Raw genomic sequence first — 12,513 nt, forward strand, 5'->3', positions numbered from 1 at the left:
CTGAATAAAGTTATAAAAATAACCTTATCTTTTTTCTATTAGAGAAGTAAAGAAATCTAGAATAAATTTTTAATAAAAATCCCAATAAGTTACTTATTTTAGACCTAGAATACAGTTTATATTGCTTGGCTATTAATATATCATGAACATACTCCCTATCTTTCTGAGCCAACAACAACATTATTCCCATTGCTATTTGTTTCAATATTTTATTTAGTTTAATAATTTCATAACCTGATAGCTTATTTCTCAAATTTATTTTTGCTAAACTATTAAAGTCCACTTTGATACCTAAATAAGACATTAATTTAAATTGAGATTCAGCTGAATAAAGCAACTGCTCATTATAATAATCGTCCCTTACCTTCTCAGGATGCACTCTGTATTTTAATAAAACATCAGGAAGATTAATAAACCTATAACCTTCACCAATTGTTAATAAAAATAAACTTACCCATAATCCATAATCTTGTGCTTTTTTATAATTTTCAGGATAAGAAGCCCCTAGCTTCAGAAAAGTCTCTTTTCTTATCATTACAGTAGGGTGATAGAAAGGACAGTCAAATGCAATGCGAGATATTATTTTTTCATGACTTAAAGGTGGAATTTTATTATTACCCGGTTCTTCATGGATACTCATAGATGTACCACACACAATAATATCAGTATTCTCAACCATAAACTCATATTGATTTTTGAGTCTATCTGGATATGAATAATCATCAGCATCCATTCTGGCTATAAACTCCCCTCTGGAGAGGGATATAGCCATATTCAAAGATTTAGCAAGGCCCATATTATAGGCATTCGTGATAATTTTTATTCTGCTATCTCTCTTCTGAAGCTCAAAGAGTACCTGATCTGTATTATCCGTTGAGGCATCATTAACTATGATAAATTCATAATCATAAAACGACTGACTGAGAATTGATTCTACGGCTTCAGACAAAAATTCACAACCATTGAAAACGGACATTATTACAGAGATTTTAGGAACATCTTTATTCATGAAACAAACCCTTATATTAATTCATTACTTTTAATTTAACTTCTATTATTAAAATCCAATTCAATAAGAGCGCCAATATTTTTATCTATATTTTTATTTTCTTTACTATTTAACTCATTATCCATGCCCGCAGAGTGAATAAAAGTCAACTCACCAAAATTTATTATTTTATCATTTAGATATAAATCAACTCTGACAAATGGAAATGGCTGTGCCAATTTTTCAGCATAGTAAAATAATTTTTCAAAGTTTTCTGGCTTTATCAGGCAATCAAGATTAATATCCATATAATCCATACCATAAGGTAATAACTCCCAATTTCTATTCATAAAATAAAATTTTGGCTTTCCTGATTCCCTATCAGCACATACCATGACAAACTCAGCTTTTCCATTGAAACAAAATATTTTGTAATCGTAAGGTAATAACCCATCTTTTGTTTCAATGAATTTTTCACATATGATTTTCTTAGATATATTTTTATATATCATTTCCACAGACTTACGCCAATAATCTTCCCTCATCCAGTGGTTTAATTTTTTGACTTCATCAACAATATTAAGGTTTTTTTTATCTCTGCATATGATGTTATAACATGCACCATGATTGCACTTCATAACAAATTTATCAGGAAGATTATCCCAATCGATATCGCTGGCTTTATCCCAAGAGCCATAAAGGGGTATTAGTATTTCTTCACACCCTCTATCTTTTACATAATCTCTAACAGAAAATTTATCAGAGCACTGAGTCACTAACTTATTATTCTTATATGTATTTAATTTTAACCATTGTAATTTTTCATTAAATGTAACGGGAGTTATCAGATTAAGTTTTTTATTTAATCTCTCTTTATAAATTGACTTTGTAACAAACTCAGGGAATAAATCACATATATGGTAGAAAAATTTATTTCTTAACTTCTTGAGGTATTTATTCATATAGATAAGTTCTTTATCATAGATAAAAATTTATAACCAACTTTAACTCTAATTAAATTTTCATATTAATATCTTTATAGATGCTACCATAACATTCTTAAACATTTACTCTATAAGAGTGAATTAATACTCTTTACCCTACTTAGAAAAATGCCATACTATCGCATGGCATTTAATAACAGAACAACATTTATCATTTATTCATTTTTTTGTAATAACCATCTATATATCAAGCCTCCAATAATTCCACCAATCAAGGGAGTCAGCCAGAATAACCATAACTGTTCTATCGCCCAGGTTCCTTGAAAAATAGCCACTCCTGTACTTCTTGCAGGGTTAACCGATGTATTTGTTACAGGTATACTAATTAGGTGAATCAGAGTTAACGCTAAACCAATCGCCAATGGCGCAAATTTAATTGATGCATTTTTATCTGTTACTCCAAAAATCACAATCAGAAAAAATGCGCTTAATACCAACTCAATGATAATGGCAGATTGTAATGAAAACCCTCCGGGAGAATGTTCCCCATATCCATTGGAAGCAAAACCACTTTCCGTTGCATCAAAATCACTCTGACCACTGGCTATTAAATACAATACCGCTGCGGCGGCAATTCCACCAACCACCTGAACAATAATATAAGGAATGACATCTTTGGCTGGAATACGCCCACCAACAAATAGACCTAATGTGACAGCCGGATTAAAATGTCCTCCTGAGATATGACCGACAGCATATGCCATAGTCACAACTGTTAAACCAAAAGCCAGTGATACTCCCACAAAACCAATCCCAAGCAGTGGGAATGCCGCAGCTAAAACAGCACTTCCACACCCTCCGAACACTAACCAAAAAGTTCCTAAGAACTCTGCCGATAATTTTTTAAACATTATATGATTCCTCAAAGATACCTGCATGAATGCAAAAGAATCCAAACAAAGTTTAGTTAGTATTTTTAAATATGTGCAAGGATTCATCAGCAGAAAATAGATGACAAGAAAATACGAAGAGTAGTGATTTCAATAATTAGCAAGGATGTATTTATTTAATCAACATAACAACCTGAGTTTACTGATATTAAACTCAGGTTGTTGAGTTACTTAATTAGTAATTTATTTCTCTACTGATGCATTAACCTTATCTGATGCTTGCCAAATACGATATTTAACTTTTATCGTTTTCGGTGTATATACTACGATTGGTAATTTACTGTTATAACGTATAAATGCATCCTTATCTAAATTCACTGTCACGAACTTCATGGTTTTTTTCTGATCTGCACAGGCCATTTTTGTTGACATTGGGCCAGCTACTTTATCCAATTCATAATAATTGTATCCCCAACCATCGATATTTTTGGTTTCAAGATTTCCACCAAACCAGTGATGATTGCAATCTACCATCATACTTTTGCCAATCATCAATTCGACCATGTAATTATTTTCGTCCTTTTCAGGTGTTAGCGTAATGACACTGCGAACCATGCCCTCTGAAGGTTCAGGGAATGGAGCCAGATCATTAGTTTTATCAGCCTGGGCATAAACAGAAACGCTCATAGCAGCTAAAGCAAGTAGATACTTTTTCATTTTTTCACCTCTTGGTATGTTTAACAACGCAAGAGAATCATAACAGCGAAAATTCAGTAATAAATTATGCTTTTTTGGCAAGGTACTGATTTTTACCACTATTATTTTAAAAGGAAATAACACCTCCTTCAGTGGAGAATAAATTTACATTAACAATCATAGAGATACACCATTTTTATAAAATATTTTTTATGTGATATCTCTCAAATCTGGTATTACAATGGGCTGCTACACTCATAGTGTGGTAGTAAACTTCGTAATTGGAGGTCCCATGTTTCCAGAATTTGCAGAAGATCGTGATTTAGTATCCAACCTGAAAGACTCCCACCCTCGTTTCCAATCCTTGTTTGAAAAACATAACCGTCTTGACCATGAAATATCGCAGCTTGAAGGCCCGAATGGGGCTGGCTATAACGAAAAAGTCATGCGATTAAAAAAAGAAAAACTCCATATAAAGGATGAGATGCAAAGGATTTTACAGGCGGAATCTCAGAAGTAATCCTGCCATAGACTGACGCCTGCTACGCTGAAAAGCGGGCGTCTCATGAAGAGATAGGTTTTTGTTGTGCCTCAACCATAAGGTTCTCAATAAGAGAACTTTTAATTATCAATATCCATAAAAAAAGCCACCATCAAAGGTGGCAAAAACTGGAGCAAGGTTTTTTATTATTTATTGGGTGACAGCAGCTTGTGGCGCAGCTTTCTGGCGAGGTTGTCTCTTAGTTTTTGCCCTCGGATGCGGCGTAACACTTTCAACATCGCCTGGCTTAGAAATAAAGCGCACAAACGTTTCATGGCTGACGAACGTTGCCCCACAATTGATATTCTGGCATTGGTTATAGCGCTCTTTTGTTTGGCTTGAATGCTCAAAGCTACTACGGGTATGCGCTGATTGATTACAAAGAGGACACTTAATCATAATTGTTCACCTTTCTTGAAAGCATTGTTCTTGGAATAACAGTCTTGAAATAACACCATCTCGTCTGGTGAACAATATATCAAAGATCTCATATTGAGATCAAGTGTTTATTTTGGGATCTTTCGCTTCTGGTTTAATTTCGACCTCATCAAGTTTAACCTCAAGATCCAGTGACGTAGTGAACCCGCTGTCATTAAGATTGTGAGTGACTTTTACGATTGTCCAGTCAGTACCGTCGATTTCTTTTTTAAATCCCTCAATATGCACTGGCATTTCAGGATAAAGCTCAGCACGCCCTTTCGCTAAAGTAATAGAGAACTGTGCTACACCTCGCTGTAATTTTTTCCAAGCTGCTTCGGCTGCACGTCCTGCCTCTTCTTTGCTGGAATATATACGAGAAAGAGTCAGAACATTTTCACTTGAACCTTGCAAATATTGCTTGGATCTTTGTTGTTCAGTGGTTGCTTGTTCATGTTCAACTACAGACTCTTGTTGTTCTTCATAAGAAAAACTTCCATCAACGCTAAAGCTCTTGTCACTTCGCTTTTCCCCTTTACGAGCGGGCTGAACATAAGAAGGTTTATGCTTTTTTGCTCCACTTTTTGATAGATCCACCCTCCCCGGTTTATGTTTAGGCTTTCCTTTCTCCTTTTCCGGGAATTTTTTGTCTTTGTTTTTAGAACCTCCTTCTTTTTTAGGTGGCTCTTTATTTGATGGCTTATTTTTTGTCGTATCCGTTTTAGTACTTTCATATTGAACTGATACTTCAACCTTGGCACTTTTGGATTCTCTCCGCTTATACTCCACAGTCTGTTTAGCCGTTGTACGTGTATCCAGCCACTGCGCTATTACTCCGGTGTAAGACTCACGATCTGATAGTGTAAATCTGTGATTATCGCCAGAATTACGGATAATTTTGACCGGAGGAATAGGCGTACCACTGCCTGTTTCATTCTCTCCTTGACGAATAAACAACAATTCGCCATTTTTGACCGATGCAATCGCCCCTTCCTGCTTCGCTACTCTAGTCAAAAAGCTTACGTCAGATTCATTAGTCTGATCGATATGCACAGTGATGTTTTTTAAAGTATCACTAACCTTAAAGTTCAGTTGATTTCTTGTCGCAACCGTACTAACTATAGTTTCTAACGTGTGTTGATGGTAAGACAACTCGCGCTTAACGTTCAGATAACCACGTAAATCAACACTGCGGGCACGTATGGTTACTCTATCAGGAGCACCAACATGTTCAATTTCATCAACAACGAATTTTCCCTTTGGGGTTAAAGGGTAGCCATGCCACCCCAATTCCAATGTCAAAATATTGCCTCTTGATGGCAGTTTGAGTTCACCATTTGCATCATCCAACTCAATATCAAGCTGATCTGATTCCCCTCCTCTATTATCCGTCAGAGATAAAGACATTAAACGTGACTGTATTTTTCCGGTAATATCCTTATTATCGATTTCTAAGCGAAAAGCTGGTGCTCCCTCTTTGCCTGTAATCAAATCGAATTGAGGTATCCAACCTGTATTTGGTACCCACTGTTTGAAATCGATCATGAGAAGAACTCCTTAACTGTCTTTATACCGTCATCCTTCAGTTTCGAAAGATCATCCCATGAGTTAGGCATTTTGCCTTTAATATCCATCAGCTGTTGCTGCAAATCGCCCAACATCTCCAACAGATTGTTATCAACACGCCGTAGTGTTAGCGTAAAGCTGATTTTACGGGGCGCACCACCTGACATAAATTCCGTTTTTGTTTCATCAATACTTTCAATAACAAACATGCCATAAATTGCGCCACTACCATCAATCAAAGACCATGCTTTGCCACTATCAGCCATCAATTTCAATGCTGTTAGCGACAAGGAGCCACCTGTCAGTTCAGGATAAAGATCTCCAGATAACGTTACTGTATCGTTATCCGGACCCACAAACTGCCATGCAGGCCGTGCTCCCACACGGCTATTGAAGGCATGTCTCCAGCTTTGTTTATGCTGGAAACTTTGGTACGGAGTGGTTTTCAGCATAAAAACAAATAAACCAAGTGCAGCCATCATAAGAAACCTTCTCCTCTGTCAGAAAGTGAGCTACGCATACGGGCTTGCTGCATACGTTCCCGTTGTTCCAGTTCCTGTCTGACCATTCGGGCGATATCCTGCGCGGACTGTCCCTGAGAGCCATAGACATAAATGTTGTATTGCGGCGCGGCGCTAGCTTGTTGCTGCGGCTGGCTCCGCATTTGTTTTGCCTGAACTTCCTCATAGGCATGAGCAGGCAAACTTTGCGCATGTAACGGTGCGTTCTGCGCTGCAACAGGTAATGACATCGCGCTGATGGCAACTCCCACGGCTGCATACTTCGCCGTATCTAAACGACTAGTAACATTTGCCCCGCCACTGACAAGTTCAGGACCACGTTCGCCAACAATGGCTGTTTTTCCAATAGGAACATAGCCACCTTTATCGAATAGGGGCGGCTGTACTTTTTTAGCCTGCTGAGCTGTTTCGTTTTTAGTAATTTCCTCTGTTTTCTTTAATGCAACTTCCTTTTTCTCATCGCCTTTCCACCATGATGTAAAGACGTCAGTAATAGCAGAAATCTTACCTTTCAGTGCTTCCCATTTTTCCTGAATACCCGTCAACAGATTATCGATCATATCCGAGCCGGCAGTTTTTAATTTCTCCGGAATCGCCTGAACATCGGCAACAATTTCATCCCATTTATCTGAGATTGATTTTTTGACACTTTCCCAGATTTCAGATGTATTCTGTTTAACTGACTCCCAGGCACCACTAATTGTTGACTTTACCAATTCCCAAGCTTCCGAAGCACTTTGTTTAATCGTGTCCCAGTTATTGTAGATAATGCCAATTAGCCCACCATTCATGAAAAAGCTCTTAATACCTTCCCACGCTATATTGACAAGGTTTTTAATTCCCTCCCAAGCACCACTGAAGATATTTTTCACGCTATCCCATAAAGCCATAAATTTCGGCCCCAGTGACTCCCAATTCTGCCAAATATAAATAGCAGCCATTGAGATGACACCAATAATGGCAAGAATTGGATTCGCCATCATAACGCGCCCGATAACCATTATTGCCCGTCCAATACCACTAAATGCATTACCTAAAAGGCCTAAACCTTTTGTGCCAATATTTGACAGAATATTTATGCTATTGCCTAAAAGTCCAAAAACCTTTTGACCAATATTACCTAATGCACCTATATCTCGCCTTGGTTGCCCAAATGCATCGTTTTTCCCGCCTTTATTAAATAATGTTCCGAAGGTAGTTCCAAGAAATCCGAAAACTCTTGCACCAATACTACCCAGAATATTCAAGCTCATTCCTAAAGAAGCAAATATTCTTACACCTATCTGACCAAAGATATTTAAGCTAAACCTTAACGAGGCAAATGCCTGAATACCTATCTGCCCCAAAATACGCAGGCTGACGCGTAAAGAGCCAAAGAGCCTGACGCCAGCTTGGGCAAATAGACCTAAGCTAAACCTTAACGAAGCAAAGATTCTAATTCCTAATTGTCCAAATATATTTACTCCAACCCTTAAAGAACCGAAGATTCTAATTCCCAGCTGACCAAATATATTCAAACCTATTCGCAACGAGCCAAATATTCGCAGACCTAATTGTCCAAAGATACTCAGTCCAATCTTTAAAGAGCCGAAGGTTCTAATTCCCAGCTGACCAAATATATTCAGACTTATTCGCAACGAACCAAATATTCGTAGACCTAATTGTTCAAAGGTACTCAGTCCAACCCTTAAAGAGCCGAAGGTTCTAATCCCCAGCTGACCAAATATATTCAGACTTATTCGTAACGAGCCAAATATTCGTAGACCTAATTGCCCAAAGATACTCAGTCCAATCCTTAAAGAGCCGAAGGTTCTAATTCCCAGCTGACCAAATATATTCAGACTTATTCGTAACGAACCAAATATTCGTAGACCTAATTGTCCAAAGGTACTCAACCCAACCTTTAAAGATCCAAATATTCTAAATCCCAATTGACCAAATATATTCAGATTTATCTTCAATGAGCCAAATATCCGTATCCCTAACTTACCAAAAATATTTAATCTCATACCCAATGAGCTAAATATATTAATGGATAGTGAAGAAAATATACGAACACCCACTTTTAACGAACTAAAAATCCTTATGCCAACATTACCGAAAATCTTTATCCTGGCGTTGATATTAATAATAAATTTATCTAACAAACTGAAATTGTTAGTTATATTCCCAGTAACGCCAAGATTAACTTCACTTTTCTTGCTAGATGAATTTACTTGGCTGACACTCTGAGTTATTTGAGTAATGTTGACTGATTGACTCGCAGCACTCACCTGCGTCATTCTTGACGAATTCTGCTGCGCAGAGAAAGATTGCTTAATTGTTTGATTGTAGGCTTTAAGATCGGCACGCATACGCGCAGTTTCCTGCGCATATCCGACAATAGGTTTTAAACTTTCAACGGTTTTATTGAGCTTTTTAAACTGGTTATGAATTTTATCTGTTGTATCCACCAGTTTTTTCTGATGCCGTTGAAAAGATTTAAAGGAACTGGTCAATTTACTTACGGCACTGAGTACCTTGTTTACCTGTGATTGTATATTACTCATTCTCCGCACCACTTCTTAAAATGGCCCGATGTCGCCAGTCCAATAATTCCGACAGTGACATTTCATCTGTATCTGCCGGTCTCCAGTGAAAAACGGTGGCAATATCTGCCACCAGTTCATCAACGGTTAATCGTTCTGGGAATCGGACTTGACCGATTTCGGCAACAAAAAATTGACCACCTCCACACTGAGATTAATCAGATCACCGGGTGACATCATCATCAGGTCATTCTTGGTCAATGCAGGTGTGGTGACACGTGGCAGAATCAGCAACATAGAGTCCACATCCATTTCCAGCAGTGCCTGTAAACGAGCACCGCGCAGCGCACCACTGGTAGGTTTACGTACCGTCACTTCCGTGATTTTTCCGTTGCCTCGCGCCAGTGGAGCTTCCAGTTCGATTGTGCGCAGATCTTCATTTTGAGTTTTCAGTGCTTCAGTCATAATTCAACCTTGTTTATCCGAGTAAAAACCTGCCTCAGCCGAAAATATGCTGGGTGAGACAGGGAATAAGTTTTAAAATTTGCTAATTAAAAGAGCGATTAAAACAGACCGATAGCGCGGCGATGTTGTGCCAGACGATCTTCTCCGCCCACTTTTTCAACCATGTTGACGGTATCGATTTCAATCAGTTCCTCGCCATCCCAGGTCAGTTTGAAGTAAGTGTTTTTAGCGGTAATTTTGGTTTGTGTGTTGTCGCCCTGTTTATAAGTACCGTGATCGAACTCCTGGAAGCGGCCACGCATCACAACTTCAACTGCAACCACGTCACCGGTGTCTTCGCGCTCAAAAGAGCCAGCAAAGCGCAGCATGACACCATCCACTTGAGCGATGCCCCACTGTTTGTACAGCTGAGATTCGATCCCACCCAGAGTGAATTCAGCATCCAATGCGCCTTCATCCAGACCCAGATCTACCATTGCGCTGCCGTTCATACCGGCACCACGGTAGGCTTCCAGTTTTCGGCTCAGTTTAGGAAGCGTCAGTTCTTCCACGATACCCTGATAGTTGTTGCCATCGTTGAACAAGTTCAGGTACTTAAGTTTGCGAGGTAATGCCATCAGTTAGCCCCTTATTTATTGATACTTTTCGCGAAATCCATCAGGTAACTATCTGTAATACGCTGGCGTAACATCATGTTTTCCAGTGGCGGTACAGGGGTATAGTCGTAGTCGATGGTCAATTTGCCTGCTTTCAGAGTGTCTTTATCGTTGATTTTGTCGTCATACCAGCAACGACCATCAATGATGTAACCACCCGCTTTCAGTTCGCGGAACTTAGCATTGATGCCTTCAATAATGTCGCGTACCAGTGATGGAGTCAGTGGTTTGTCGATTGCCCACATGTGTGCATCAGCCATGGTGTCAGCCAGAACCTGCGCGGTGCGGGTATAGCTTTCGAATTGGAACAGTGAGTCCTCCGAATCAGCGCCAGCACAAGTACGTGAACCCCAGAAACGAAAACCGTTTTTGCGGATCAGTGTTGTTATGTGATTTTGGTTCAGCAGATCAGCGTCAGTTCCAATCGCTTGCAGATCCCAGAAGACATCAGCAGACAGACCCGTTACACCATTAACGCCCACGTTGGACAGGGTTTTGTGCCAGCCAGTCTCTTCGTCAATTTTGGCACGCAGGCCTAGTGCATAAGCCGTTGCAGGTGCGATAACTTCACCTTTATCCCATCTCAGGAAATCAGGCCAAATCAGCATGAGTTCACGCTGACCGAAGTTTTCACGATATTTGATAACTTCGGAGATATTTTTGCAGCCATAAGCGCTGACATACGCCATTGCTTTCAGTTGCTTGGCAATAGAGGCCAGTTCAGCAGCAACCGGTTGTGAGTCCAGACCCGGAGCACCCAGAATACGGGGTTTAACACCGAGTTGGCTTTGCGCAGCGAGCAGTGCCTTCATACCCGTTTTCTTACCTTCTGGCGTAACGTCACCGATAATGTTAGAAACGGTATCTTTTTCAGATTCTCCCTCAGCAACACGTACAACAACAGTGACAGGTTGAGCCTGTGCTGCGATTGCTTTCAATGATGCGGCTAGCGTACCTTCTTTGCCGGCTTTACCGATGGCGCTCATAACGTCAGTCAGTAATACTGGTGTGTTTAATGGGAATGTTTTTTCGTCTGCGTCAGGTGCAATACAGACCATACCTACGATAGCGGTGCTAACGGTAGTAATGGTACGCGTACCTTCTTTAATTTCCTGAACACGGACTCCGTGATGATAATCTTGTGCCATATTAGCGTTCTCTCCTGTTAAGGTGTGGGAGTATATTGGCGGATTAAGACTGCAAAATCATGTGGTTAGGTATGTGTGGTAGGAGGTACAAATTGGTTGAGATATTTTTGTTTTAAATCAATTGGTTGAATTTTTAGGTGTGCAGCAGGTAAAAAAATCCGTCCCAGCGGACGGTTTATTCAGGAGTTATCAGAATAACTCGCTGTGTGAGCCTAATCGGGCAAGCTCCAAAACGGTATTACCAACTTTTTTGTAAATCAGCAGTAGATCTGGGTGAAGATGGCAATCTCGGAAACCCCGCCAGTTTCCTTTTAGTGGATGATCGAAGTACTTTGGCGGGATTGGTTTATCATTTACCAGTATATCCAGTATTTCAACTAAACTTTCATCGATAGTTGCGCGATATTTACCTTTCTTAACGCGCTTATAGTCCTTCTTGAACTCAGAAGAACGACTAATCTTCCTCATCATTGTTCAGATCATCCATGAAAGCAGAAACACTATCAAACGTTTTACCATTCCCACTTTCAAGCTGTTTAATAGCAGCTTTTGTGCGAGAAGCATTCCGGTAATGAGTACCTGTCACTTTGAAGGGTAGCGTATTTTTTTCCGCTACTTGTACCATCAACATGCGAATAGCATCGCTTACTGTCAACCCCATAGATTGGAGTGCAATAGTTGCAAGTTCTTTAGTTTTAGGGTCAATTTTCGCCCTGACATAAGTTTCATTAGCCATAAAAACCCCCTCTTTCTTTACATAATAGCTATTGATTGTAGTCCCACCGTAGTCACATAACAAGACTAAAAAACGTGCTATTGCTGGAGTTAGAGCAAATGAAAATGTTTCATTCATACGTTATATAAGGTGAAATAAAAGTACTAAAAACAGACGATTTTTGTTTGTATTTTATTCTTTTTGTCTAGTGCTTATATAAATTGGGATGTTGGGTATTAAATGAACTATAAAATGTGTATGCTTTTGCTTATTACTTCTTTGGTTATTGCCTTTCGTCTGCTGTTATCAGTCTTATTATGTATTCACATCGTGTTCTATAAAACCTCGGGTTAACGGAAACCAAAGAGCTGGCAAAAAATGCACTCAATAAAGATATTGGAGGAGCAGTTCTAAAACCTGTTTATTTTCATGGTGCTC

General features: G+C 39.2%; 15 protein-coding genes. 1 reads left to right on the forward strand and 14 read right to left on the reverse strand.

From position 1 onward, the window contains the following. Positions 1-10: 10 nt before the first annotated feature. The 4 genes from Xsto_RS15745 to eco form a co-directional block, all read right to left on the reverse strand. Positions 11-1,009: a glycosyltransferase family 2 protein gene (locus Xsto_RS15745; RefSeq protein WP_099125657.1), complete on the reverse strand. Its 999-nt coding sequence runs from the start codon at positions 1,007-1,009 to the stop codon at positions 11-13. A gap of 35 nt (positions 1,010-1,044) precedes the next feature. After that, the gene (locus Xsto_RS15750) at positions 1,045-1,950 is read right to left on the reverse strand and encodes an ATP-grasp fold amidoligase family protein (protein ID WP_099125658.1); all 906 of its coding nucleotides are present in this window, start codon (positions 1,948-1,950) and stop codon (positions 1,045-1,047) included. Positions 1,951-2,147: 197 nt separating this feature from the next. Beyond that, entirely contained in the window at positions 2,148-2,843 is a 696-nt protein-coding gene (aqpZ, locus tag Xsto_RS15755) for an aquaporin Z (protein WP_099125659.1), read from the reverse strand. A gap of 222 nt (positions 2,844-3,065) precedes the next feature. After that, positions 3,066-3,539: a serine protease inhibitor ecotin gene (eco, locus tag Xsto_RS15760; protein ID WP_099125668.1), complete on the reverse strand. Its 474-nt coding sequence runs from the start codon at positions 3,537-3,539 to the stop codon at positions 3,066-3,068. Positions 3,540-3,810: 271 nt separating this feature from the next. On the opposite strand from eco, the gene Xsto_RS15765 reads away from it, so the two are divergent. Further along, a complete protein-coding gene (locus Xsto_RS15765) occupies positions 3,811-4,038 on the forward strand; it encodes an HP1242/YdcH family protein (protein ID WP_099111317.1) in 228 nt (75 codons plus the stop codon). Between the two features lie 171 nt (positions 4,039-4,209). Here the strand turns inward: Xsto_RS15765 and Xsto_RS15770 are convergent, their stop codons facing one another. From Xsto_RS15770 to Xsto_RS15815, 10 genes are all read right to left on the reverse strand, one after another. After that, on the reverse strand, positions 4,210-4,458 hold the full coding sequence (locus Xsto_RS15770; protein ID WP_099121945.1) for an ogr/Delta-like zinc finger family protein: 249 nt from the start codon (positions 4,456-4,458) through the stop codon (positions 4,210-4,212). Between the two features lie 99 nt (positions 4,459-4,557). Continuing rightward, positions 4,558-6,021, reverse strand: a complete 1,464-nt coding sequence (locus Xsto_RS15775) for a phage late control D family protein (RefSeq protein ID WP_099125660.1) — start codon at positions 6,019-6,021, stop codon at positions 4,558-4,560. Next, positions 6,018-6,524, reverse strand: coding sequence for a phage tail protein (locus tag Xsto_RS15780; protein ID WP_099125661.1), 507 nt, complete (start codon positions 6,522-6,524; stop codon positions 6,018-6,020). The genes Xsto_RS15775 and Xsto_RS15780 overlap by 4 nt, the downstream gene beginning before the upstream one ends. Then, positions 6,521-9,112 (reverse strand): phage tail protein, encoded by a 2,592-nt coding sequence (locus Xsto_RS15785; protein ID WP_099125662.1) that lies wholly within the window; start codon positions 9,110-9,112, stop codon positions 6,521-6,523. Before Xsto_RS15785 ends, Xsto_RS15780 begins: the two co-directional genes overlap by 4 nt. Beyond that, complete coding sequence (locus Xsto_RS15790; protein ID WP_086955987.1) at positions 9,105-9,227, reverse strand: GpE family phage tail protein; 123 nt, start codon at positions 9,225-9,227, stop codon at positions 9,105-9,107. The genes Xsto_RS15785 and Xsto_RS15790 overlap by 8 nt, the downstream gene beginning before the upstream one ends. An 11-nt stretch (positions 9,228-9,238) precedes the next feature. Further along, complete coding sequence (locus Xsto_RS15795; protein WP_099121949.1) at positions 9,239-9,556, reverse strand: phage tail assembly protein; 318 nt, start codon at positions 9,554-9,556, stop codon at positions 9,239-9,241. Positions 9,557-9,654: 98 nt separating this feature from the next. Next, on the reverse strand, positions 9,655-10,173 hold the full coding sequence (locus tag Xsto_RS15800) for a phage major tail tube protein (protein WP_038265769.1): 519 nt from the start codon (positions 10,171-10,173) through the stop codon (positions 9,655-9,657). Positions 10,174-10,184: 11 nt separating this feature from the next. Further along, positions 10,185-11,360: a phage tail sheath protein gene (locus Xsto_RS15805; RefSeq protein ID WP_099125663.1), complete on the reverse strand. Its 1,176-nt coding sequence runs from the start codon at positions 11,358-11,360 to the stop codon at positions 10,185-10,187. A 189-nt stretch (positions 11,361-11,549) separates the two neighbouring features. Beyond that, complete coding sequence (locus Xsto_RS15810; protein WP_425304004.1) at positions 11,550-11,831, reverse strand: type II toxin-antitoxin system YafQ family toxin; 282 nt, start codon at positions 11,829-11,831, stop codon at positions 11,550-11,552. Further along, positions 11,815-12,096 (reverse strand): type II toxin-antitoxin system RelB/DinJ family antitoxin, encoded by a 282-nt coding sequence (locus tag Xsto_RS15815; RefSeq protein ID WP_099125664.1) that lies wholly within the window; start codon positions 12,094-12,096, stop codon positions 11,815-11,817. Before Xsto_RS15815 ends, Xsto_RS15810 begins: the two co-directional genes overlap by 17 nt. Between the last annotated feature and the right edge of the window lie 417 nt (positions 12,097-12,513).

The organism is Xenorhabdus stockiae, from assembly GCF_002632825.1.
In the GTDB taxonomy this organism is placed as follows: domain Bacteria; phylum Pseudomonadota; class Gammaproteobacteria; order Enterobacterales; family Enterobacteriaceae; genus Xenorhabdus; species Xenorhabdus stockiae.